General features: G+C 53.0%; 20 protein-coding genes. 5 read left to right on the forward strand and 15 right to left on the reverse strand.

Translation table 11 applies throughout. From position 1 onward, the window contains the following. The 13 genes from HQL65_04780 to HQL65_04840 form a co-directional block, all read right to left on the reverse strand. Window positions 1-243 (reverse strand): PD-(D/E)XK nuclease family transposase (locus HQL65_04780; GenBank protein ID MBF0135533.1); only part of this gene is annotated, 243 nt, incomplete at its 3' end. Then, window positions 230-385: a hypothetical protein gene (locus tag HQL65_04785; protein MBF0135534.1), complete on the reverse strand. Its 156-nt coding sequence runs from the start codon at window positions 383-385 to the stop codon at window positions 230-232. The genes HQL65_04785 and HQL65_04780, both read right to left, overlap by 14 nt. A gap of 1 nt (window position 386) precedes the next feature. Next, window positions 387-989, reverse strand: coding sequence for a hypothetical protein (locus tag HQL65_04790; GenBank protein ID MBF0135535.1), 603 nt, complete (start codon window positions 987-989; stop codon window positions 387-389). 102 nt (window positions 990-1091) lie between these two features. Beyond that, complete coding sequence (locus tag HQL65_04795) at window positions 1092-2315, reverse strand: type II secretion system F family protein (protein MBF0135536.1); 1224 nt, start codon at window positions 2313-2315, stop codon at window positions 1092-1094. 43 nt (window positions 2316-2358) lie between these two features. After that, a complete protein-coding gene (locus tag HQL65_04800; GenBank protein MBF0135537.1) occupies window positions 2359-4155 on the reverse strand; it encodes a type II/IV secretion system protein in 1797 nt (598 codons plus the stop codon). Between the two features lie 315 nt (window positions 4156-4470). Continuing rightward, window positions 4471-7320, reverse strand: coding sequence for an SPOR domain-containing protein (locus HQL65_04805; GenBank protein ID MBF0135538.1), 2850 nt, complete (start codon window positions 7318-7320; stop codon window positions 4471-4473). A gap of 112 nt (window positions 7321-7432) precedes the next feature. Then, a complete protein-coding gene (locus tag HQL65_04810; GenBank protein ID MBF0135539.1) occupies window positions 7433-8350 on the reverse strand; it encodes an AAA family ATPase in 918 nt (305 codons plus the stop codon). A 17-nt stretch (window positions 8351-8367) separates the two neighbouring features. Beyond that, complete coding sequence (gene mshL / locus HQL65_04815) at window positions 8368-10407, reverse strand: pilus (MSHA type) biogenesis protein MshL (GenBank protein MBF0135540.1); 2040 nt, start codon at window positions 10405-10407, stop codon at window positions 8368-8370. Between the two features lie 205 nt (window positions 10408-10612). Further along, window positions 10613-11464, reverse strand: a complete 852-nt coding sequence (locus HQL65_04820; protein MBF0135541.1) for a hypothetical protein — start codon at window positions 11462-11464, stop codon at window positions 10613-10615. A 60-nt stretch (window positions 11465-11524) separates the two neighbouring features. Next, window positions 11525-11947: a PIN domain-containing protein gene (locus HQL65_04825; protein MBF0135542.1), complete on the reverse strand. Its 423-nt coding sequence runs from the start codon at window positions 11945-11947 to the stop codon at window positions 11525-11527. Then, window positions 11925-12242: a hypothetical protein gene (locus tag HQL65_04830; protein ID MBF0135543.1), complete on the reverse strand. Its 318-nt coding sequence runs from the start codon at window positions 12240-12242 to the stop codon at window positions 11925-11927. The genes HQL65_04825 and HQL65_04830 overlap by 23 nt, the downstream gene beginning before the upstream one ends. Window positions 12243-12363: 121 nt before the next feature. After that, window positions 12364-13152 carry a hypothetical protein gene (locus HQL65_04835; protein ID MBF0135544.1) on the reverse strand — a complete coding sequence of 263 codons (789 nt, stop codon included), beginning with the start codon at window positions 13150-13152 and terminating at the stop codon, window positions 12364-12366. Continuing rightward, entirely contained in the window at window positions 13149-14294 is a 1146-nt protein-coding gene (locus HQL65_04840) for a hypothetical protein (protein ID MBF0135545.1), read from the reverse strand. The genes HQL65_04835 and HQL65_04840 overlap by 4 nt, the downstream gene beginning before the upstream one ends. Window positions 14295-14466: 172 nt before the next feature. Here HQL65_04840 and HQL65_04845 point away from each other — a divergent pair, with 172 nt between their 5' ends. Further along, a complete protein-coding gene (locus tag HQL65_04845; protein MBF0135546.1) occupies window positions 14467-15315 on the forward strand; it encodes a hypothetical protein in 849 nt (282 codons plus the stop codon). Between the two features lie 258 nt (window positions 15316-15573). Here the strand turns inward: HQL65_04845 and queG are convergent, their stop codons facing one another. Further along, window positions 15574-16527, reverse strand: a complete 954-nt coding sequence (queG, locus tag HQL65_04850) for a tRNA epoxyqueuosine(34) reductase QueG (protein ID MBF0135547.1) — start codon at window positions 16525-16527, stop codon at window positions 15574-15576. A 161-nt stretch (window positions 16528-16688) separates the two neighbouring features. Between queG and HQL65_04855 the strand changes: the two genes are divergently transcribed. From HQL65_04855 to HQL65_04865, 3 genes are all read left to right on the forward strand, one after another. Further along, entirely contained in the window at window positions 16689-17684 is a 996-nt protein-coding gene (locus HQL65_04855) for an Rpn family recombination-promoting nuclease/putative transposase (GenBank protein ID MBF0135548.1), read from the forward strand. 1165 nt (window positions 17685-18849) lie between these two features. Next, the gene (locus HQL65_04860) at window positions 18850-20943 is read left to right on the forward strand and encodes a tetratricopeptide repeat protein (GenBank protein ID MBF0135549.1); all 2094 of its coding nucleotides are present in this window, start codon (window positions 18850-18852) and stop codon (window positions 20941-20943) included. A 69-nt stretch (window positions 20944-21012) separates the two neighbouring features. Then, entirely contained in the window at window positions 21013-22008 is a 996-nt protein-coding gene (locus tag HQL65_04865) for an Rpn family recombination-promoting nuclease/putative transposase (GenBank protein MBF0135550.1), read from the forward strand. A gap of 6 nt (window positions 22009-22014) precedes the next feature. On the opposite strand, the gene HQL65_04870 is transcribed toward HQL65_04865, so the two are convergent. After that, on the reverse strand, window positions 22015-22695 hold the full coding sequence (locus tag HQL65_04870) for a class I SAM-dependent methyltransferase (protein MBF0135551.1): 681 nt from the start codon (window positions 22693-22695) through the stop codon (window positions 22015-22017). A 727-nt stretch (window positions 22696-23422) separates the two neighbouring features. Here HQL65_04870 and lsrF point away from each other — a divergent pair. Next, complete coding sequence (lsrF, locus tag HQL65_04875) at window positions 23423-24304, forward strand: 3-hydroxy-5-phosphonooxypentane-2,4-dione thiolase (GenBank protein ID MBF0135552.1); 882 nt, start codon at window positions 23423-23425, stop codon at window positions 24302-24304. The last annotated feature ends 30 nt before the right edge of the window (window positions 24305-24334 follow it).

The raw sequence follows: 24334 nt of genomic DNA on the forward strand, positions 1-24334 counted from the left end.
TCCGGCCTTCAAGGGGGTGTTTGCCCAGTTCAAGGCCGACCTGCCGGTATTCACCTTCATATCCACTCTGTTATACTTGTCGTCTCGATTCTCCTTGTTGCTTTCACTTTCCAATATTTCCAGAATATGCACATCTTCCATGAGCAGTTCGCTCAGAAATCCTTCCAGAATTTCAAAATTGGCCTTGTGGCGCAAAAGACGCTTCAAGGCCCAGTCAAAGCTGATAAATTTACGTTGTTTCATGTTTGGTTCCTTCAGGAACGACATGCGGAATCATGGCCATGGCCTGCCGCTTTGGTAACGGCACCAACTTATGCCTGAAAACGGCCTGCAATACTTCGGCCTGCAATACTCCTCCTCGCGGGGCCAGTATACCTTCCGCCACATCAAAATCCCAACAAAAAAGTCAAGCGATACTGGAGAAAATGATGCAAAGTGAAAAGACTTCCCACGATCAACAGCAGAGCGACGAGACGCGGGTGATTCAGGATCCAGCATAATAAGGCATTCCGTACCTGTTTTGCCAAAGTCCGCAGCCAGGCCATGGAAAAATGCTGATTGGCCCAACGTTCGAATGAACGGAGCAAACTGGGGCGCACCAATAGCAGGGCACCCACGCCCAGGGTGAACAAACCTACCAAACAAAAAAAGATGACCACACTTTCCCAGAACCAGACTTGCACCGCTCCTCCCCGACCGGCCTGGGGAGACAGAATCAACTCTTGACCAAGAAATCCCTTCAGTCGCAATAGAATAAAACCCGAGGTCAAAAAAACAAATCCGCCAAAAAGACGGTGATGGCGATAAAAAATGCGTTCGATGCGGATCGGGTGCGCCAGGGGGCGCAGCAAATCCTTTGCCGGGCGTTGCAGGGAGCGACTGAAGGCAGGCCGCACCAGCAACCAGAATCCCACCAGCATCCCCAGCACGCATCCCCCGATCATCAGGATGCCCAACAGGCGGATCCCCATTACCCCCAGATTGTTCATCTTCGCCCATCCCGAAAAATACGCACCTGACCAACACGACTGCAAGAGATGCCCGACAGGAGGTTCAACCTCCCTCCCCTCTCTGCAACGCTTTGTTCACGTTCAGCCTTTATGCATAGCCGCCGAACCCAGGTCCCACATGGGCATGAAGATGCCCAGGGCCAGAACCAGAACCAGGGCACCGATCACGAGCAGAAGAATCGGTTCGATGGCCGAGGTCAAATTCTGAACATCATACTCCACCTCCCGCTCATAGAATTCTGCCACTTCCTGCATCATTTCGTCCATGGAGCCGGTCTCTTCACCCACCGCCATCATTTGCAGGACGAGCGGCGTGAACAATTCACTGGAAAAGGCGGCCTGGATCATGCTCTCCCCCCGTTCGATACCATTGCGCATTTCAAGGATTTTCATGGCAACATACTCATTGTCCACCGCCTCCCCCACGGCAAAGAGGGTCTGGATGATCGGCAAACCGGAACGGGAACCCATGGCAAAAGCCCGCGCAAAACGAGAGAGGGTAGCCCGGTTGATGATGGTCCCGACAATGGGCATGCGCAACTTGTACCGGTCCCAATGCTTGCGTCCCTCTTTCGAGTTGACATAGTAACGAATGGAAAAGATCAATATTCCCATGCCAAGAAGAATAAAAGCGGCATATTGTTCGGTAAACGCCGAAGCAGATAATAATATTTTGGTGAATACCGGCAGGTCGGCCTTGAACTGGGCAAACACCCCCTTGAAGGCCGGAATCACCTTGTAGGTGACCACAAACATGGCCCCGACAATGGCGATCATGACAAACATGGGATAGCGCAAGGCTCCCTTGATTCTTTTGCGCGTCTCTTTTTCAATCTCCATGTATTGATACAATTGCAGGAACGACTCCTGCATGCGTCCGGTCTCCTCCCCCATGCGGACAATGCGCAGATAGAGTTGATTGAATATTTTCGGATGTTCTGCCATGGCCGCCGAGAGGTCCCGACCCGCCTGCAAATCCTCGATGATCTGCCGCATGGCCCGGGCAAGCCTTTTGTTATGGGTGCCATCCGCCAGGCCCTGAAAGGAGCGTACCAGGGAAACCCCGGATTTGGTCAGGGTATACATTTGCCGGGAAAACAGGATCAAGTCATTGTCACTGGGCCACTCTTCCAGAAAAGAGAGTTGAATCTCCCCGCCTGCTCCCCCTGCGTCCTCTGCAATCTCAATGGGTTCGATGCCTCGATTGAGCAGTTGATCCACCACGGCATCGGCTGACGGAGCCTGGAGCGTTCCCTTGACAACGGCACCGTTGCCGCTGCGACCACTGTAACGAAAATTGGGCATCGATCCGCCTTATGGCAATCCAGATCATCAGATCAAAAGAACATCAAACCGCGTTTTCGACAGCCGCTTCTGCAACCGGGTATGGGGCTTTTTTGACAACCCTCCCCTCTTCCTCTTCATCGTCATCCGGGTCACCGATTTCCGTGGTCAGCCGCATCACCTCTTCCATGGTGGTGACTCCCTTGATGGCATAATTCAGGGCCGCCATGTGCAAGGGGACGTACCCTTTCTGTTTTTTGGCCGCCTCGATGAAGCCGGCCGTATCATCCCGACTCAGGGCCGAAACCAGGGATCCCTTGACCTCCAACATTTCAATCACGGCTATACGCCCGCGGTATCCGGTATTGTTGCATTGGGTACACCCCTGTCCCTTGACCAGCGTCGGCAGGGGGCCACCCTGGACCCCCAGCAACCCCTGCAACAAGACCCGTTCATGTTCTTCAAGTTCGTAGGGTGCCGCACAATCCCGGCACACGCGCCGCACCAGACGCTGGGCCAGGATACAGCGCAACGCCGACGCCACCGCAAAACTCTGTACTCCCATATCCACCAGGCGGATGGCCGTGCTGATGGCATCGTTGGTGTGGAGGGTGGAGAGGACCAGATGGCCGGTCAAGGCCGCACGGATGGCAATCTCCGAGGTCTCCTTGTCCCGCATTTCCCCGACCAGCACCACATCCGGATCCTGCCGCAACACGGTTCGCAACACACTGGCAAAGGTCAAACCAATCTTGGCATGAATCTGCACCTGGTTGATACGGGGCAAACGGTATTCGACCGGATCCTCGACCGTAATGATTTTGCGCCCTGGCTCATTCAGCGCATTGAGCGCCCCATACAGCGTCGTGGTCTTGCCGCTGCCGGTGGGACCCGTCACCAGAATCAAACCGTGGGGCCGATGGATGAAATAGGTGAACCGTTTGAGTAGTTCCTCCTCCATGCCCACCATTTGCAGATTCAGGCTGTCCCCGGTTTGGTCCAGCAACCGCATCACCACCGATTCGCCATCCTGGATCGGCAACGTGGACAAACGTACATCGACACTGCGATCCTTGACGGTCATGTTGAACCGTCCATCCTGCGGCAGACGCTTTTCGGCAATCTCCAAGCCTGCCATCAGTTTGAGCTTCGACACCAGCGCCGGGGCAATCTGTTTCTCCTTGACGATCTGCTCATGCAAAATTCCGTCAATCCGTTGACGAATGCGCAACACATCCTCATCCGGCTCGATGTGAATATCCGAGGCATTGACCTGCAAGGCATCCTCGAAGAGCGATTGGAGAATTTTCACCACCGGAGCATCGACGGCCATCTCCGACTGGACGATCTGATCCAGGCTGAAAGCTGCGGATTTTTGAATCTCCTCGCCCAGGGCCTCGGCATGTTCCTGGATCTCTTCCGTGCGCCGGAAGACCCGATCCATGGTACGCAACAGATCGGTTTCGCTCACCATGGCCAGCCGGGGGGGACGCTTCAACAGCCGGGTCAATTCATCAAAAATAAAAATATCCGTGGGATCGGCCATCCCCACCAGAAGGCCTTCCTTGTTTTCGGCCAGGGCAATGGCCCGGAAACGCCGCGCATGGCTTTCGGGAATTTTCTGGATGATTTCCTGCTGGAATTGAAAATTGCGCAGATCGACGAATGGCAGGTCCAACTGCTTGGAAAGAAATTCCAAAAATTTGGTTTCGCTGAGGATTCCCAGGTAGGCCAGGGTCTGTCCGAGCTTTTTGCCGCTCTTTTTCTGTTCCCCCAGCGCCTTCATCAGTTGCTCTTCGGTGATCATGCCCTGGGCAACCAGGGCATCACCGATCCGCACCTTGCGCCGCTGCTGGGCCAGAAACCGTTGCAGTTTCTCTTCGGTGACAAATTTCAGTTCGAGGAGCGCCTGACCAATCTTGCAATCCTTCTCCTTTTGATAGGACAAGGCCTGCATCAACTGCGCCTCGGAGATGATCTGGTTTTGCACCAGAAGATCGCCGAGACGCAGTTTTTTCTTGGCCTGGGGTTGACCAGCGGTCTGTCCCTGTTGACCTGCTTGTTCCATGGCTTGTCACCCCCTGCGGTGCGCACACCGCAACCCACATCAGAAGCTGTCCATAAACTCTCGTACAAAACAAATCGGGAAGAAAGATTGGCTTCGATCATGACCCTGTCAGTTTGACAGCGCCTGGATCCTCTTGCCGACAAAATTTTTCAGGTTCAACTTGAGTTGACCATTGTCCATGGCATTCTGGTAGGCCTGCAAGGCCGAGGTTTTTTCTTCCACCCCCTCCAGGGAGATGGCCAAACCCATCCACCAGATGGAATTATCCGTATGTTTTGCCAACAATTTTTCGTACAGTTCGATGGCTTTCCAATGGTTTTTATTGCGCTGGTACATGGCGGCGAGCAGGGCCATGAGTTCCTCATCTTCCGCCCCACCCTGGGCCTGGGCATTTTCCAGCACCCCCAGCGCCGATTCCGTCTTGCCGTCCTGGACAAGAATCCGGGCAAACAGCTTGACGAGGCCCGCATCGAAACCCTTGGCCAAGCCTTCGGATAGCAGGGGATAGGCCTCATTGGACCGCCCGGAGGTGAACAGGATCCGGGCCAGAAATTCCCGGGCACGCTGGTTGACCGGATTCAAATCCAGGGCACGCCGGGCAAACTCCTCGGCCCCCTTGAGATCGCCTCCCTGTTCCAACCGTTGCGCCTCTTGATAAAATTTGTCCGATTGCATGCTTTTCCCGGACACACCATCCCCGGCTTTTTGTATCACATCTTTCAGGGGTTTGGGTTTATGCAGGAAGGGATAGGGCTTTTCTGCGCCTGCACCGGTTTCCGTCTGCTTTTCCGAAACCTTGGCCGGTTTGCCCGCCGGCGCGGCATGGTCCGTCAACAATGGATCGGCCTCGGCAGCGACCATGGCCGCTTCGCCCGTCTTGTTGCTGTAATCCTCCAGCACATCAACCGCCGCATCGCTTTTATTGACTTGGACCGGTCCATCCCCTTTTTTGACCAGAACCTCCTCTCCCCCTTTGCTGGCCAAAACCAGCTTTTCTCCCTTGCCCGACATATCACCCGGGCTGTGAGAAGAGTCGATTGTCACCACATAGCCGTCCCGTTTCTCACGCTTGCGGAACTCAATATTGGCTTTTTCGGCATCCCGCAACTCATGGAAGCTGCCAATACGCACTGTCTTGCGCATTTTCCCCGCAGTATTGCCATTGGGCAATTCCAGAATATAGGGATCGTACCCGCGCTTGCGCAGCTCACGCACCAAGTCCCGGGCTGTTTCATCCTCCATGAAAGCCCCTACCTGAATGGCGTAACGATCCTTTTCATCGATATAATTTTTTTGGGACACAACCCGGCTGCCGACTCCAGCCGCTGGTAGGTTGCCTGAAGATTTGTTGGTTTCGGCGGCCCGGGATTTTCCGGATAGGTCACCGCCACTCCCGGAAACGCCAGAAACTTCCGCAACCTCAGGTTCGGCCACAGTTGTTTCAGCCACAGACTGCCGGGGCATGCTTTCCCTGGCCCTGGATGCAACATTTCTGGTTTCCTGCACCTTGGCTTCCGTTACCTTGGCTTCTGCTGCTTTGGCTTCCGTTACCTTGGCTTCTGCTACCTTGGCCTCTTCTACTTTGGCTTCCGTTACCTTGGCCTCTGCTACCCTGGCCTCTGCTACTTTGGCCTCTGCCACTTTGGCCTCTGCCACTTTGGCCTCTGCTACTTTGGCTTCCATTACCTTGGCCTCCCGGCTCTTGTCGGACCGGGTCTTGTTGGTACGCTTCTTCTCATTGTCGGGAGTTGTCTCGTTATCCAGGACGCCAGGCGCAACCGTCCCATCATTGCGCCGGGCAATGAACTTGATGAACGAACGGGACTCCACCGGCAGGACATAGGCCTTGCCCAGTTCGCCACCTTTGAACTGTTTCAAGGCTTTCTTGGCCACTTCCATATCGGTGAACAAACCGAAACAGACACTGTGCCACAGCGCATTATCCACACCCCGTAATCTCAGGATATAGGGAAACTGCCCCTTGTCCCGCAATTTGGCGGCCAGGGATTCCGCAGCACTCCCCTCACGAAATGACCCGGCCTGAATCGCATAAAGGAAAAACGGTTTGCCGTTCTCGCCCCCGGTCGTGGCGGGAGGGTCCACTTCGGTGGCATGGGATTGAGGCGTGGCCGAGAGAACCGGCGGCAGGACATCCACCGATGGATTGCTGACCTTGCCATCCATCTGCACCAGGGGAACCTCTTCCACGGCCTGGGCCACAAACGCCCCCTCCACCCCCTGGGCATCATACATTCCCGAGACTGCTGCCGCTTCCTCCCGACTGCCAAAAGGCCCGGAACGCACGGCAAACATGGGACGATTCAAAAAATCCCGTACCGGAGAAATCCGGCTGGACTCGCGTACTTTGGCCGGCAACCCCGCCTGAAAACGGATCGCCTCTTCCGTGGTAAAAAATACCCCCAGTTGCACCATGAACGGTGCCGGAAACACTTTTCCGGGATCCCGTGCCACGCCGGATACCGGGTTGACTGGCGCGGTGGCATTGCCGGAAGCCAACCGCTTGCCCGCCTTGGCAGATTCGGATTCCTGATCATGATCTCCGGAGACAAAATCGGTATCCGATTCCAGGGATACATCCGCATCTTCGGAGGCATCCACATCAAAGTTGGGGCTGCGGGATTGACTGTCACCTGTCAGGGATCCGTCACCCGGGAAACGTTGTGGTTCCCGTTGGCCTGCCGAGGATTCCTGCCGGATTTTTGGTTCCGCCGACCGGGAGGTATTCCCGGAATGGCCTTGCCAGATCCAGGGTGTCACGGCAAAAGCCGTGGCCAGGGCCATTCCTGCTGCCAACCACAACATTTTCTGGCGACCCGATCCTGATCCCATCCCGACTGGAACCTTGACCATCCCATCGGCCCCGACCTCGCCCAGAGAGTGACCCGGGGCATGCCGAATCTTCTCGAAATCACGCAACATTTGATGAATCAGGCTCACGTTCAGCTCTCCATGCCATCTTGAGGATCATTCCATCTTCAGGACCATCCGGTGCCACCGGGTCCGGATCAAGGGGTCGTCCGATGTTCAAAATTTCCGGTACAGATTCGAGTCATCCCATGTTCAGGACCTTCCGGCGCCGTTGGATCCAGGTGACAAAAAGCGCTATCAGGTCGTACAACCATTTGAAAGAAATATATTTTTTTGGCATCACAGTCGATACACCTTCCGTACTCTGGATGGCCATGCGCATATGCCGGGCATTCACCTGCATCTCTCGACCTTCGGCGGCCATGGCCAGGGCCTTGTTGGCCAGAATATGGACCAGACGCGGTGAACCCCGACTGCCACGGAACAAGGCCTCCAGTGCCCCATCCGCAAACAAATCCTGTCTGGTACACCCTGCGGCCAGCAAACGATGCCTGACGTAGCTCCGCAACCGTTCCGCATCCATGGCCCGCAGGTGGCAGGAAGTGGCGATGCGCTGTTTCAAGGCACGCACTTCCGGCTGTTCCAACCTTTGATCCAGTTCGAGCTGTCCGAGCAGGACCACCTGGACGACTTTTTCCTTCTCTGTTTCCAGATTGGTCATCAGGCGCAGAGCTTCCAGGGTGGAATCGGGCACCGACTGGGCCTCATCGACAAGGATCAGGGCTTTCATGCCGCGTGACCCCATCTGCATCAGTTTTTCGAGCATCCGGTTCAGCAACACCTGGAAGCCCATGCCCGGTTCGGCCTCGACCCCAAACTCGGCTGCCAGTACCTGATTCAAATCTCGTACCGAAAGTAACGGATTCAATAAATAGGCCACTGCATAACGTTTTTCCAAAGTTCCCAGGAGATAGCGCCCCAGCATGGTCTTGCCGGTACCGATATCACCGGTCACTTTGACGATCCCCTCTCCCTCCTCCAAGGCAGCCAGAACCGTCTTGGCCGTCATCAAAAACTCCACATCCTCGAACAGGAACTCGGTATCCGGCGTCAGGGAAAAGGGTGTGGTACGCATTCCAAAATGATTGAGGTAGTTCATCGCCGAACCTCCTCCTTTTATTTGGCCCACCAAAGCGGGCTGTTGGTTTCCATCTTGTCGATACGGTCGGCTGTTTCATCCAGCACACCTGCCCAATCCTGTGACCCTTCGATCACTTGCGGCCGCATCAGGATGACCAGTTCACTCTTGACTGTACTTTTCTTGCTGTTGTTGAAAAGAGATCCGATCAGGGGCAAATCCCCAAGAATGGGAACCTTGCCATCTGTCAGACGTTGCTGTTTTTTCATCAGGCCACCAATCACCACCATTTCGCCGCTCCGGACCCGCACCATGGTGTCCACTTCCCGGGAGCTGCTGAAGGCCAGGGGATAGACGTTCCGGGTTCCCCCATACTCCAGAATCCGGTTTTTTTCCGTCACGGTGGTGATCAAAGGATGGATGTGCAACGTGATCATGCCGTCATCCCCGATCTGCGGTACCACATCCAATGCCACCCCCGAAAAAAAGTTTTGGAACTTGGGGGTCACGGTGGTCCCGGTGGAACCGCTCTGGCTTGTGCTTGTGGATGCCTCCATACTGGTCATGAAATATTCATCCTCACCGACCTTGATCACCGCCTTTTGATTATTCACCGTGGAAACCCGGGGATTCGAGAGAACCTGCACCTTGCCCTGGGTTTGCAACATATTGAGAAATCCGACAAAATCGTGCGCCCGCAAAGCCAGGGCAAAAGGGCCGTCACTGGCAGCCCGGGAGAGGATTCCCGTCTTGCCGTCCACCATGGAGATGCTGGGCGTCGTCGTCGTCGTAAATGTCGAACCATCCGGATTTGTCCCCGTGGTCGTCGAGGTCGGTTGGGTCGTAAACAACTGGAACGGTGATGCCGAACTGCCCGTGGCACTCGTCACCCCCGTCCTGGGTTCGCTGGCCAGAGGCGTTTTTGTGCCAAGTCCACGGTTGATGGCCATCCAGTCCACGCCGAACTCAAACCCGTCACTGAGTTCCACCTCCAATATTTTGGCCTCCAGAATGACCTGACGGCGACTTCTCTGGGCCAATTTGTTCAAGTAGCTTTCAATTTCGCGCAAATCTTCCGGATAGGCCCGTACCATCAACAATCCGGCCTGGCGGTTGATCATGTAGCTCTTGCCGTCCGGGGATGTGGCTACCTGGACTTTTTTCTCCGTCGCAGCACCGGCCCCCGCCGCACCACCACTCCCTGTGGCTCCCGGGGAACTCCCCGCAACATCCCCCGTGGTGCTTCCGGTCTCATCACCCCCTTCAGATGGTTTGGCAGATTGTCCACCGGTAGATGGAGACATTTTCAGGAAAGTCTTCAGGGTCTTTTCCAGCTCCTCCCAAAAATCGGAATCGTTGGTTGTCTTGATGTTGCTCCCGGAAATATCCGATGTCGTCGATGTGCCTCCTCCTGATTGATTCGATGTTTTCGTGGTGCTGGAGACACTTCCGGAACTGACAGAGGTATTGGAAGAGCCTTTGCGCGCCACTGCCAAAATGTCAACTCTGAAAGTCCGGGTCGCCAATCGCCTGGGAAAAATCCGGAAACTGCCCCAGGAATCCCGATGTTCCGGTTCCCGGAAACTGCAATCGAAGCCGTAGATTTCGCAGATGGTATCCACGGCATCCCGCACGGTCACATCCACCAGCGTCAAGGGCAGTGACACGTCCATATCAATCTTCGGATGCACGATCATCGTGTACCGGGTTCCTTCCACCAGGCTCAAAAAAAGATCACGCGCCGGTATCTTGCCTCCCTCGGACATGATCAGGTCGATCCGATGTTCATCGGGGCGAGTCGCCACTTTCTTGGCTTTATCCGCAATGGCGGGTCCTTTCAAGGATGGCAGCAAAGCCTCCAGAACCATCTCGGGCAGGTCCCCCCGGGCAACGGCATCCCTCTTGTGGCGCTCGGCTTTGACGCTCTCCGGCATGATGGTATCGACAGCATCCTTGAATTGGGATTTTTCCCCCTGCTGCATTCCGACGCACGAAACCAGAAGAGAAACACCCACCATCCAAACCAGGACCGGCCTTTTGGCAATGAAACCCACCAATCGATGGCGGTAAACCTTCATCCGACTCACCCTGGCCCAACTTATAGGTCTTTCTGATTGCAACCCTTTGCCAATCCCGCCCCATGGCACCGGTCCCACATCAAAACCGCCAACAGGAACCCAAACCCATGCCGGGATCATCCGGGTTTATGCAAGCAACATTCCAAATAATTTAATAATCCGAACCTGTCACAAGCCGATCTCATCCCGGTCCAGACTCAACCTGTCACAAGCCGATCCATTCCCGGCTCAGGCTCAGGGAGTAGACAGAAAGGGTGACCGTCATGTCAGGATATTGCCCTACCGCATACTCCAGACTGTCCCAGAAGATGACCCATTTCATCCCTTCCAGGGACTTCAAATAACGCACGACATCCAGATAATTTCCCCGCAGGCGAATCTGCATGCCGTGTTTGAATATGGATTCATCGGCAAAATCGTCACTGGCCTCGGAATTGGCATCTTCGGATTTTTTATCGGATTTATCGTTGCTCTTGTCGTCAGATGCTTTGTCTGTCTTGTCAGATGTGTTGGTTGATGATTTATTGGATGATTTATTTGCTGAATTCTTATTGTCAGATGTATTGCCTGATGATTTATTGGATGATTTGTTGGCTGAATTTTTGTCTGTCCCGGCTTTGGTCACGACAGGGACAGCCGGTTCTGCGGCCATCGTGATCAACTGCAAGCCGCTCTCCGACTTGAAAAAATGTCCGAGAATATCCGGCATATCCCGTGGATCAACCATATCCCTCATGGCTGAGGCCAGCTCGGCCTTGATTTTGGTGATTTCATCCAGATATTTTTTCTTGCGTTCCCGGCTTTCCCGGTCCGGATCCTCTTTGCTGCGTCCCAGAACCATGGCCTCTGTCTTGTTAAGAGTGTCAATCTGGCTGCGCGTGGCAACAATTTTTTTTTGGATTTCGGCGCGATTTTTGATCCATGGTTCCAGATACAACGTATCCCACAAAGCACCGATAACCGCCACAAAGATTCCAATCAGGATCACGCGCTCCCGTTTGGTCAGGGCGTTTATTTTGTTGATAATTTTTTCAATCTCATCCTGCATGGCGCTCATTTGATTTTACTCGAAACATCTCCAGAATGATCAATCATTATAAGAAAACTCAACATTTAATCAGCTTGCCTGGTCACGGAAATTCAAAGATATAACTCGCAATTCTTTTATTTTCAGCATAGGTTTAGTAAATTTTTCTCCAGTCACCAACTCATCAGCCCCCCCAACGATAGCCGATGCAACATGTATTGCATCCATGGCAGACAAACCATAACGCGATGCCAGATTTTTGGCCATCGCAACAACAGTGGTATTCCAGGGTATCCACCTGACAGCCAAGGAAATATATTGTTCGTAAAATTCGATTTCACGGGAACGTTTGTAAAACATTGCCTTGGGCATGATTTCCAACCAAAGCGCATCACTCACCAACAGATTTCGATCTGGATCACGCAATACAGCCATGGAAATTTCACGAATCTGGTATTTAGCTGCAAAAGCTGCTATCAGCACATTGGCATCAACGTAGGTCAGAATTTTCATCATCAATCACCCCGCCACGACGATTCTGCACTTCCGCGTTGATTTCATCCCAGTCCATCAATACCATCCCTTCCTTGATGGCTTGTTCACGCAGTGCATCCATTTGATCCCACACATCAGCATGTTTCTGTTTTTCAACAGTATTCTGATCCATAAGTACCATATCCGAAGCTTGACCCCGTTCAGGGTCTACGATCAGTTCAATCCGATGCTGTCCCGGGGTCACACTTCGGGGCAGTCTCAGTGTGACTGTATGGTCCCCATTGACTTGACAATCCATGGTGAACGCCAACATGACCTGATTCTCCACTTGCACTCAACCGATTGATGATGCTGTTTCCAGAGATGAAAAAATGATATCCCGTTCGACGACTTCATGGATATGAAAATATCATTTCAATACGAACAATTCCTGCCTATCTCGAATTGCCGCGCAGATTTTCCTGCATTTTGTTGAACGGACCCCGCATTTCTTTGCCAGCACGTGCCGCTTCTCTGGATGGATCAACTTTTTCCCCCTCCCTGGTTGAAAAATGGTCGCGGCGAATATCCTGCTCGACGCTTTTGATCCGAAACCGCAGCAAAGGTCCCCCCGCACCCGGAGAGGGCAGAGGCACCGGTACCGCACCGGCATCGGTGGCCAAATTTTTCTCGACCTCCTCATACATTTGGAAAAAACCGAAGCGCCGTCCGGCAAGGTTTTTTTGTCTGCCCAGACGGGAAATGTAGACGGGCACCAGATCGGCATTGCGGGCTTTTCCTTCCAGGACCATGCCCTCTCCTCCGGCATAAATGCCGATGCCATCCAACCAGAGACCCTCCACTTTTTCCCGCCCCAAAGCTTCCAGAATGCCGCTGAAACCACGGGTATTGCCGCGCCGGTTTTGTTGCAACAAATCCTCAACGGTCCGCAGACGGTTGCGTTCCCGGCGCAAATTTTTGACTTCGTTGAGCAGGGATTCACTCTCTTTGCGGGGGGGGAATTTTTTGGCCAGATCCAGCATTAAATTGGACTTGGTTTGTTGTTGTCCGGCCAGGACATGCAACAATCCTTCCTCGCGTGCTGCCACCCAGTTCATGATCCCCGACACCACGACCAGAAGCAGAATGAAAAGCAACCCCACCAGCAACATTCCCCGGGCATCCAAAAACTCTTTTTTGATATGGAACCGGGATTGGTAGAGGTTGATCTGTTGGTGACTCATCCTGTTCCCTCCCGGCGCAGGGCCACGCCGATGGCCGGAAGACAGCGTGCCAGATCGATGTCATCCACCTTGGCCTCGATTTCCAGAATTTTATGCAAAGGGAGGTCTTTCAGGCGCATGCCCAGTTTGTCGGCCAGGACCGTATTGAGTCCATGAAACAGGACCGGGAGCGGGGCAATATGGACACTGCTGACGGGGGATTGGCTGAAATGGCTTTCGTAATAATCCAAGGTTCGTTGAATTTCCAGGACAATGGCATCCACCACGGGCGAGGCGGCCAGCTCTGTTTCCCCGGCATCTGCCCGACCGGCCAGGGATTCCAGCAACTGGTCCACACCATAATCCATGTGCCGGGAGAGATACATGACCCCTCCCCGCGTCACCTGCACCAACCCGTCACTGCGCCCCATGTAAAGCAGACCAATACCTTCGGCATCGTCCGGCACCATGGCAGTCAGGTTGCGCAGGGCCAATTCCAGAATGTCGATGGCAACAAGGGTCAAATGATTCATGTGAAACAGGCCGAAACAATCCTTGACCACATTTTCCCGGGCGGCCACCACGTAGATCATTTCCGGTTGGCCGGGACTCCGTTTTTGCGGCAGGTCAAACACATCGACCACGGCTTCCTGGGCCGAATAATCCAGGCGATCCTTGATCCGCCAACGCATGGCCGTGGCCAACTCTGCCCTGGCCACTTGCGGTGCCTCAGCCGGAAACATGGTATATTGGCCGGGAAAGAGCATGCCGGCAAAGCGACCATGGGACATTTCATAGGTTTTCAAGGTTTGACCGAGGGCCAACCTTTCTGTGCTGTCGCTTCCGGATGCCGATGATACAAAAAAACAATTTTTAAGAACAGGGGCCTCCCCCTCGCCCCGCCACACAATTCTGGCCACCCCATAGCCATCCGGGGAGACCGTCAAACCGATCAAGCCTTCCAGGACCTGCTTTTTAAACAATCCCAGAATTTTTCGTTTGAGACGTCGATCAATCAAATTGACACGCCGCCGATTGGCACGCCGCTCCTCCCCCTTGTAACGGTGGCGCAGCAGCCACTCCAGCCAGACAGGTTTTCTCCGGTTGGTGACCTGACGGCGATCCGGCTTCTTTCTTGAAAATTTTTTAAATGGATTCAACACAGTGGCAACATCCCGACACCGGAATTCAACAAAGAACAAACAGTTACACGAGTTACCGAAAAAATTATTCCGATACCATGCACATTGTGTGCCGCGCAAACAAGTGCTACCTTCCCCCGCTGTCGTCCAGGATAAACAGGGAGCATGCACGCCCCCGGGAGAACAATATTAAATGGCTGCCAAAACATACGATTGCTTCACTTTTTTTGATGAATTGGATCTCCTGGAAATCCGTCTGCATCATCTCTGGGAGTATGTTGATTTTTTTGTGCTGGTCGAAGGGGATCATACCTTCCGGGGCCAACCAAAGCCCTTTGTCTATGCAGAAAACAGGTCACGCTTCGCCTGGGCAGAGGCCAAAATCATCCATGTCCGCAAACAGTTCGATATTCGCGGCCTGAATTTTGCCCGCGCAACCAGATTCACGCAAAATGACGACAACTGGCGCATGGAACACAACCAGCGCAACGCCATTCTGGATGGCCTGGGCAGTGCCGCTCCCGAAGATATCATCCTCATCAGTGATGTCGATGAAATTCCATCCCATTTTGTCATGAGGCTTATCCACCGACTGCTCGGAGAGTTTCCCAGGCTTGCCTTCCAGCAGCAGCTCCACCGCTATTTTCTCGACTACAAGATGGTTGCGGACGCCAACAATCAGGAATGTATCAATTCCACCGTCGTCACCCAGCGCCAATATCTTCTGACCCCGGAAGAGGAACGTGCGCAACGGTATAAACTCCCTTTCCTCAAGGATGGTGGTCAGCATTTTTCGTATCTGGGCGGTTTGAACAAGATTGTTCAGAAGCTCGAATCATTTTCGCACAGTGAATACGATACCGATTATTTCAAAGACAAGACTCGCATCCGGCAAAGAATCCTGGCTGGCAAGGCTTTGCACTCGGACCAGGAGCAATTTGTGCGCTATGCGGTCGAGTCCGATCCCCATTATCCGCCGTTCATTATTAAAAATCGCGACAGATACTATCATTTATTTTATTCTGAAGAAAATATTGCATGAAAAAATATCCATAAACTCTCAAATATAACAAATCCGGATGAAAGATTTAATTTTGGCTTCGCCACAAACCCCATCAAAAAAAAGACTTTGTTGGGGCTTCGCCCCAAACCCCATCAGAAAAAAAGACTTTGTTGGGGCTTCGCCCCAAACCCCACCAAGAGGAAGGGCACAGCCCTTCCTCTTGGACCTCCATCCCAGTTTTTCAAACGTTTTTTTTCCATGGGATGGCTGAATTTTTCCTCTTTTTTTATTTTTTCTTTATTTGTTCTTCAATGCCATATCCAGATTCCTCAAAAACCGCTCCCTGCCCAGCCTTTTGATCGGCGATTGCCGGAATATTTCCCTGAATCTCCCCTCCTCCAGCGCCACAAAATCCGCCAATTTCGGTTCCTGCAACTCCGAACGCGGCAAAAAGTCGGTTTTTTGAGTCACCGGAGCAAAACGATTGAAAGGACACACCGCCACACAATTGTCACAGCCATACACGCGATTGCCCAACACCTGTCGTCCCCTCTCAGGAAAGGCTCCCCGAGCTTCGATGGTCATATAGGCCAAGCACTGTCTGGCATCGAGCCTGTACGGTAGCGCTAACGACTGGGTCGGGCAGGCATCCTGGCAACGCCGGCAATCGCCACAATGATCCCGCTCCGGTTCATCCGGCGGCAAAGGCAGCGTCAAAAACAACTCCGCCAACAGCAGCCAGCACCCAAACCGACGGGATACCAAAAGGGTATTTTTTCCCTGCCACCCCAAACCCGCCAGGACCGCCAATGGTTTTTCCATGACCGGAGCCGTGTCCACAAACATTCTGGCCGGCACCGGATGTCCCACCTCTCCTTCCAGCCACTGATGCACTTGATGTAATTGTTTTTTCAGGACCAGATGATAATCCCGATTGCGGGCGCAGGCCGCCACACTCATGGCTTCCGGGTCCTGCAAACTGTCCAGGGGATTGTCTGGCGGACGATAATTGGTACCCACCACCAGGATGGAACCAACCCCATCCAGCATGAGGGCTGGATTCTGGCGTTGTTCCACATGCCGTGCCATCCAGGTCATCTCACCCTGTCTCCCCGCAGCCAACCACTCGGCCAGATAGTGACCATTGGGCGGGGGATTTGGCGGGGCAAAACCGGCCACATCAAACCCGACCAGCAGGGCCTGGCGGCGTAATTTTTCTTTCAGATCCACCCTGTTTATTCTTGTATCCATGTCTGCCTGAACTTCATAATTCTGTTGCCGATCAATGACAAAATATATTGAAATCAAAATGCCCAATCCACCCCATCCACACCCCCACCAACGAGTCAAGAACCTGTTTCACGTGTAACCTTGCAAATGAACCAACAATTCACCTGGACTTGACGTGAACTATGAATCCCCATGATCTCGGCTATAACAAACTGTTTTCACAAGCCCAAATGGTCCAGGACCTGATTAATGGCTTCATCAGGGAAGATTGGACCAAAGGCTTGGACTTTTTTACCCTGGAAAAAGTCAATCCGGTCTACGTCAGCGATGATTTTCGCAAAAGAATTGACGACCTCGTCTGGAAAATCCGCTGGCAGGGTACAGACAGGTGGCTGTACATCTATCTGATCCTGGAACCCCAGTCCACCGTCGATGACCTCATGGCACTGCGCACCGATCTCTATACAAAACTCCTCTATCAGGATCTGCGCCAATCCGGAAAAATTCCGCACGGCCAAAAATTTCCCCCGGTCGCCCCCATCGTGTTGTACAATGGCAAAAGTCGGTGGACAGCCGCCATGGATGTCGCCGACCTGATTGAGGAGTATCCCCCAGGTCTGGAAATCTGCCGCCCCCGGATGCGCTACCTGCTGATCGATGCGCACCACTACCAGAATGATGTATTGAGTTCGATGCACAATGTGGTGGCAGCACTGTTCAGATTGGAAAAAAGCCGCACTTTGGAAGATGTCCGGCAGGTGGTTCATGAATTGGATACCTGGCTGAAAAGTCCAGAACAAAAAGAACTGCGCCGGGCATTTGCCAGTTGGCTGGGGCAAATCCTGCTGCCAAGACTGTCAAAAACAAATCCCGCCATTCCGGAAACCATCCCGGAAATGAACGACCTGAAGGAGGTTCATACCATGTTGGCAGAAACTGCGGAAAGATGGACCAGAGAGTGGAAACAGGAAGGACTCGACGAAGGACTCCAGAAAGGTAATGCCACAGCTCTGCTACGAATCCTGCGCCGTCGTCTCTCCAATCTGCCCACATGGGTTGAACCAAAAGTTCATGCTGCCAATCTGGACACCCTCGATAAGTGGATAGACCGGGCCATCGATGCCCGCACATGGCAGGATGTTTTCGATGACGATGCGGCCAGCGAAATATCCGAATAGACCCCGTTACGTCCGGGCGGCCACCAGAATGTATTGGTAAACCAAAAGGTCTCGAAATTCAAACTCATTGACGTTCCCGGAATAAGTATTCGCTTCAGCTCAATAAAACTTTTTCTTGTATCCATATCCGCATAAACTTCATGATTCTGTTTCTGGCCAACGATAAAATATATTGAAAGCAGGAGAAAAAACAGGATAGAATGGGGCTTATTTTTGTCAACTGCCAAGAAGATCCAGCCCGCACACGATGCCCCTATGGTCTATTCATTCACGCCTAAAATATTCATCAGCTACTGCACCCGCTGCCCACTCTCCGTGCAATTCGGCGACCTGTTGAAAAAACGTCTGGAGGAAAACGGGTTTGAAACTTTTCTGGATCGCTCCTCTCTTGAGGGCGGGGATAATTTTGTCAATCGAATCCGTGAGGCCATTTCTTTTGACTGTCATGGAGGCATTCTGCTTCTCTCCAGGGCGGCAATGAATTCAAACTGGGTTGTCGATGAAGCAGTCCTTTTGATGGCCAGAAAACAATGGGTTAATAAATTAATAATCGTTCCGGCCCTGATTCCTCCGGTCAAATCCGTTGAACAATTTTTTGGCGAACGGAGCCGGCTTTGGCAATTATCCGATCTTCAGGGTGTTGTCGTTGCCCCTGATTGGCTGAAAAATCTGGGTCGATTATTGGGCCACCGGGTGATTTTTTATGCCCTTTCCGTCGTGCGACTGTTGGGGAGTGTTCGCAAGTCTGGCAATGATTCGGTCTTTTTTGGCCAGTTGGACAAACCTGTTGCCAGGATAATCAAGATATTAACGCCATTGAAGTCAATGGATTTTGAGGGGAAAAAGCTGCCTCTTGCCCCCTTCGTGACCCTCAAAAATGCCCAGGGTGTGCAACGTCTGGATCCCCGGGCGCGATTTTTGCCGCTCATTGGACGGGAAAGTGAGTTGCAAGAACTGGACGGCTGGTTGGAGGGAAAAAAACCCATCTCGGTACGGGGAATGATTGGCGATGCCGGGCGCGGCAAGACTCGTCTGGCCATGGAGTTGGTCCAGATCGTACAAAAACAGGGTTGGCATGCCGGGTTTTTGTCAAGTGAGATGTTGGAAAAATTGGTAACACAGGGAGAGAGTGGCTGGTCCCGGCCAACCCTGGCGGTGATTGACGATGCTGCCTCCCATGCAATTCATCCAAAAATGGCTGAAGCAATTGGCCTCTTACCAGATGCAGATTTCAGAAAGCAAGAAAACCATTCCATTACGGATTTTGCTGCTGGAGCGGGTAGCTGAAGAGGTAGCCGGTTGGTGGAAAACGTTGTTGGTGGGTTCTGGCCACTGGGAAGATGCCGATGTGAAAAACCTGTTTGATCCACCCTGGCCAGTACCTTTGGAAATGCTCTCCCCTGAGAAAGGGGAAGAAATAATGACCCGGATGGTGCAACTATCAGGGGCAGAGAAGAAGGAAAATGAGCTGCCTTTTCCCGAGGCTGTGGAATGGCAGCGAGAACCGCTTTTTGCCATGATGGCCGGATATTTGCTGGCAGAAAAAATCCCCTTGCCCAAAACCCGTGCCGCCATGGCCATCACTTTGGCCGGGTGGGAGAGTGGCCGTATTGCCAAGTTTGCGGAAAACCCAAAACAGGGAAGGCTTTTAAAGCATTTGGCTGCCTTTGCCACCTTGTGTGGTGGTTTGGATCAGGCACAACTACGTTCGGTAGCGCTAACAGAAAAGGAGGCCTTGGGTCTCCCTTCGGTGGGAGATCCAGGAACCCTGGCCGACCTATTGCACCAGGCCTTGCCGGGTCCGCACAATGGCGTCGATGCACTACGCCCGGACATCATGGGGGAAGCCTTGATCCTGGTTGCCCTGGGTGGTGACAACCCCGTGGATGCTGCGGCAGCCGTGCAACGCGCCTATACCTTGGCCGATAAAAAATGTATCTCATCCCTGATTCGCTGTGGCCAGGATTTTATTCATGCCGGGTACCAAAAACCCTTCGATTGGCTTGGTGGATTGATTGAGGATCCCAATATTTCCCTGGATATGCTGTGGAGTATTGAACGGGAACTGCCTCCCAACAGCCTTGGCCTGGATACTTTTGCCGCCAAGATTCAGAAGATAATATTGGGTCGCGTCAAATCGTTGATCACAGATGACAAAACCAACGAATCCCTTCTTGTCATGCAAGCACGGGCAGCCAATAACCTGTCAAATTCTTTGGGTAACCTTGGCCAGCGGGAGAGTGCGCTGGAGGCTGTTGAGGAAGTAGTTCGGATTGATCGTGAATTGTCTGAGCATCATCCTGATGCATTTTTGCCTGATTTGGCATCGTCTCTCAACAACCTTTCTGGAAGATTGAGTGACTTTGGTCGGCGCAAGGATGCACTGGCAGCCATTGAGGAAGCGGTTCGGATACGCCGTGAATTGTCTGAGAGTCACCCTGACACATTTTTACCTGATTTGGCATCGTCACTCAACAACCTGTCCGTCTCTCTGAGTGCCCTTGGCCGGCGCGAGGATGCACTGGAGGCAGCTAAGGAATCGGTTCGGATACGCCGCGAACTATCTGAGTATCATCCTGACACATTTTTGCCTGTTTTGGCTTCTTCTCTCAACAACCTGTCTAACAGTTTGAGTGATCTTGGCCGGCACGAAGATGCGCTGGAGGCTATTGAGGAATCGGTTCGGATCTGTCACGAATTGTCTGAGCATCGTCCAGACGCATTTTTGCCTTATTTGGCTAAGTCGCTCAATAACCTGTCCGACAGATTGCACGCCCTTGGCCGGCGCGAAAGAGCGCTAGATGCTATTGAGGAAGCGATCCAGATACGTCGTGCATTGTCGGTACGTCTTCCTGACGCATTCTTGCCCGATTTGGCCATGTCGCTCAACAACCTGTCCATCTTTCTGAGTACCCTTGGTCGGCACGAGGCTGCGCTGGAAGCTATTGAGGAAGCGGTTCAGTTCTATCGTGAATTGTCTGCGCGTTTTCCTGACGCATTTTTGCCTTATTTGGCCCAGTCGCTCAACAATCTATCCCTTACATTGATTGACCTTGGCCGGCGCGAGGATGCGCTAGAAACTGCAGAGGAGGCTGTGATAACCTTGGTACCGAATTTTTTGGATCTGCCGGAGGCTTTTGGGGAAAAGATGGGGATGTATGTGGGTAATTATGAAAAGGTGTTAAAGGAGTTGGATGCTAATCATAAAGAATATATTATGCCAATATTAATAATGGTCAAAAGACTCTTGCTTAATTGAATTGATTGAAGGGACCTGTTTCACGTGTAACCTGCCAATAAAACACTGGTGTGAGTGTAATAATATCCCATGAATCCCCATGATCTCGGCTATACCAAACTGTTTTCACAAGCCCAAATGGTCCAGGACCTGATCAACGGCTTTATCCATGATGAATGGATCAAAGGGCTGGACTTTTCCACCCTGGAAAAAGTCAATCCGGTCTACGTGAGCGATGATTTTCGCAAACGCATCGATGACCTGGTCTGGAAAATCCGCTGGCAGGGTACAGACAGATGGCTGTACATCTATCTGATCCTGGAACCCCAATCCACCGTCGATGACCTCATGGCCCTGCGCACCGATCTCTATACAAAACTCCTCTATCAGGATCTGCGCCAATCCGGAAAAATTCCGCACGGCCAAAAATTTCCCCCGGTCGCCCCCATCGTGTTGTACAATGGCAAAAGTCGGTGGACAGCCGCCATGGATGTCGCCGACCTGATTGAGGAGTATCCCCCAGGTCTGGAAATCTGCCGCCCCCGGATGCGCTACCTGCTGATCGATGCGCACCACTACCAGAATGATGTATTGAGTTCGATGCACAATGTGGTGGCAGCACTGTTCAGATTGGAAAAAAGCCGCACTTTGGAAGATGTCCGGCAGGTGGTTCATGAATTGGATACCTGGCTGAAAAGTCCAGAACAAAAAGAACTGCGCCGGGCATTTGCCAGTTGGCTGGGGCAAATCCTGCTGCCAAGACTGTCAAAAACAAATCCCGCCATTCCGGAAACCATCCCGGAAATGAACGACCTGAAGGAGGTTCATACCATGTTGGCAGAAACCGCTGAAGGATGGACAAGAGAATGGTTGCAGCAAGGACGACAGGAAGGACGACAGGAAGGTAATGCTGCAACGCTGCTGCGAATCCTGCGCCGTCGTCTCGCCAATCTGCCTGCCTGGGTCGAACCAAAAGTTCATGCTGCCAACCTGGAGACCCTGGACAAGTGGATTGATCGGGCCATTGATGCCCGCACATGGCAGGATGTTTTTGATGAGGAGACGTCCGGAGAAATATCCAGATAGACTCCGTTACGTCCCGGCGGCCACCAATATGTATTGGTAAACAAAAAGGTCTCGAAATTCAAACTCATTCAAGCCGGTGATGCACAAGCGTCCATTCGAAAATTCAGCCGGATAGCTGGCAGGGATCCGTCCGGAATATTGTTCGTTGATATTTTCGAAAACACTGACAGGCCGATAACCTGCGGCGACAAGCATGTTGAGCATTTCGCGAATGGTGAAAAATCGCAGATGAGTTCGGTCAAGAATGCCACTCTCGGCGTAGGTCCAATGTCCTTCCACGAGACCATGGAGCATGCCGAAATAGCGCACATTGGGAATGCTGGTGATGAGAACACCCCGGGGTGCCAGAAAAGGCTTCAGACGCAACACAAGCGCCCATGGATCAACAAGATGCTCCAGAACATCCGCACACACAATGGCATCAAACTCCCCCAGTGAAAAATCCAGGGGCATGCTCGTCACGTCACCCGCATGCACAACATCCAGATATTTTCTGGCAAATTGCGCCGCCTCGGGATTGATCTCGACACCCACCACGCGGCTGATGCCTCGATCCTTCAACTCCTTGCCAAGCAGACCAGCCCCACAGCCGACATCCAGGACGTTCTGCGCCGATGCCGGAACACACTGAACCACTTCTGGACGTTCCCGAAAAAAATATTCGCTTACCGTGGGTTCGGATGCCATCTTGAACCACTCCTTCGACCATGGCCGTTCATGCAACGGCTGCACATGAATTCAACAATGGGATCCATCAATCGATCCAACAAGGCTTTCCATCCCTGCCGGGAACACGGCACACCATTCCCCTGCATCGCCGACCGGGCCAGATACGTATTCTCCACAGTCACATTTTACGGAGCAACATTATGCCATTCCAGAAGGTGGCATGGCAGTTGTGGGCAGAATAACAGCATGAAGCTCTGGAGATTCGGCAACAAATCGAAAGATCATTCCGCACAATACGTGCCAATAATTTCAGACGATACGAACAGCAATCCACTGCATGTCAGGGTCCGCAATGACGTCTTGATTCTGCCAATCCTGTGTCACCCATGAATCCCCGCTCCTGAAACAATGTTTGGCCAGTGCAATCGCATTTGAAATCCGGCCATTGATCAGACAGGTTTTACACGCCGTGGAATATTGTACAGTCTCAAACTGTCCTGGAATCGCGGGCATCCTCCCTGCCATTTGCGGACCGGATGCCCGCGCTTCCAGGCAAATTCAGAGGTCAACCAACACAAGGAGTCACAATCGCTACCTGAAAGAAATTTGGAATTCAAATGCGATTGCCCAGATGTCAGGCAAAGGGGTTTGAGAAGTCGCGCCGGCTCTGGTAACGTGACGGGTTCACGCGAGTTGACGGCTGGCCCGACACTCGCTCCAGACCTTCAGCACGAGGAGTCATCCCATGGCAGACACCGAAGGGACCCAGGATATCCACGACTACCATCTCGATATTCCGGTCAAAAACCGCCCCTTTCATCTCAAAGGATGCCACGCCCTGGATTGGGGCATGCAAAACCGGCTGGCCAATATTTTTGATGCGGTCTCCGGAAAAACCGTCATGCTGGCCGTGGACCATGGCTATTTCATGGGACCCACCACCGGTCTGGAGCGGATGGATGTCAATATTGTCCCGTTGCTGGCCCATGCCGACACCCTCATGTGTACCCGTGGCATCCTGCGCAGTACCATGCCCTCGACCTTCAGCCGGGGCGTCGTGTTGCGCGCCAGCGGCGGCCCGAGCATCCTCAAGGAACTCTCCAACGAAGAGATTGCCATGAATATCGAGGATGCCCTGCGCCTGAATGCCTCGGCAGTGGCCGTCCAGGTGTTCATCGGCGGCGAATTTGAAACCCGCTCCGTCCACAACATGACCCGCCTCGTCGATGTGGGCAATCGCTATGGCATGCCCGTCCTGGGCGTCACCGCCGTGGGCAAGGAGATGGTCCGGGATGCCAAATACATGCGCCTGGCCAGCCGGATTTGCGCCGAACTGGGAGCGAGCTACGTCAAAACCTACTATGTGGCCGAAGGGTTCGAAACCGTCACCGCCTCCTGCCCGGTGCCCATCGTCATCGCCGGTGGCAAAAAACAACCGGAACTCGATGCCCTGCGCATGGCCTACAATGCCATCCAGCAAGGTGCCGCCGGCGTGGACATGGGACGCAATATTTTCCAGGCCGACGCCCCCACCGCCATGATCCTGGCCGTGCGCAAAGTGGTCCATGAAGGAATCAGACCGGAAGAAGCCTTCAATTATTATAACTCGCTGAAGGCCAAAGGCTGATCCAGCCTGGCCTGCCGTCCCATCAAGGAA

It is taken from the genome of Magnetococcales bacterium (assembly GCA_015228935.1).
Taxonomy (GTDB): domain Bacteria; phylum Pseudomonadota; class Magnetococcia; order Magnetococcales; family DC0425bin3; genus HA3dbin3.

What these genes read in the sequence shown, in the direction of transcription:
- HQL65_04790 (MBF0135535.1), bottom strand. Translation starts at nt 989, where the DNA reads ATGAACAATCTGGGGGTAATGGGGATCCGCCTGTTGGGCATCCTGATG.
- HQL65_04795 (MBF0135536.1), bottom strand. Translation starts at nt 2,315, where the DNA reads ATGCCCAATTTTCGTTACAGTGGTCGCAGCGGCAACGGTGCCGTTGTC.
- HQL65_04810 (MBF0135539.1), bottom strand. Translation starts at nt 8,350, where the DNA reads ATGAACTACCTCAATCATTTTGGAATGCGTACCACACCCTTTTCCCTG.
- mshL (MBF0135540.1), bottom strand. Translation starts at nt 10,407, where the DNA reads ATGAAGGTTTACCGCCATCGATTGGTGGGTTTCATTGCCAAAAGGCCG.
- HQL65_04820 (MBF0135541.1), bottom strand. Translation starts at nt 11,464, where the DNA reads ATGAGCGCCATGCAGGATGAGATTGAAAAAATTATCAACAAAATAAAC.
- HQL65_04825 (MBF0135542.1), bottom strand. Translation starts at nt 11,947, where the DNA reads ATGAAAATTCTGACCTACGTTGATGCCAATGTGCTGATAGCAGCTTTT.
- HQL65_04830 (MBF0135543.1), bottom strand. Translation starts at nt 12,242, where the DNA reads ATGTTGGCGTTCACCATGGATTGTCAAGTCAATGGGGACCATACAGTC.
- HQL65_04835 (MBF0135544.1), bottom strand. Translation starts at nt 13,152, where the DNA reads ATGAGTCACCAACAGATCAACCTCTACCAATCCCGGTTCCATATCAAA.
- HQL65_04845 (MBF0135546.1), top strand. Translation starts at nt 14,467, where the DNA reads ATGGCTGCCAAAACATACGATTGCTTCACTTTTTTTGATGAATTGGAT.
- queG (MBF0135547.1), bottom strand. Translation starts at nt 16,527, where the DNA reads ATGGATACAAGAATAAACAGGGTGGATCTGAAAGAAAAATTACGCCGC.
- HQL65_04855 (MBF0135548.1), top strand. Translation starts at nt 16,689, where the DNA reads ATGAATCCCCATGATCTCGGCTATAACAAACTGTTTTCACAAGCCCAA.
- HQL65_04860 (MBF0135549.1), top strand. Translation starts at nt 18,850, where the DNA reads ATGCTGCCTCCCATGCAATTCATCCAAAAATGGCTGAAGCAATTGGCC.
- HQL65_04865 (MBF0135550.1), top strand. Translation starts at nt 21,013, where the DNA reads ATGAATCCCCATGATCTCGGCTATACCAAACTGTTTTCACAAGCCCAA.
- HQL65_04870 (MBF0135551.1), bottom strand. Translation starts at nt 22,695, where the DNA reads ATGGCATCCGAACCCACGGTAAGCGAATATTTTTTTCGGGAACGTCCA.
- lsrF (MBF0135552.1), top strand. Translation starts at nt 23,423, where the DNA reads ATGGCAGACACCGAAGGGACCCAGGATATCCACGACTACCATCTCGAT.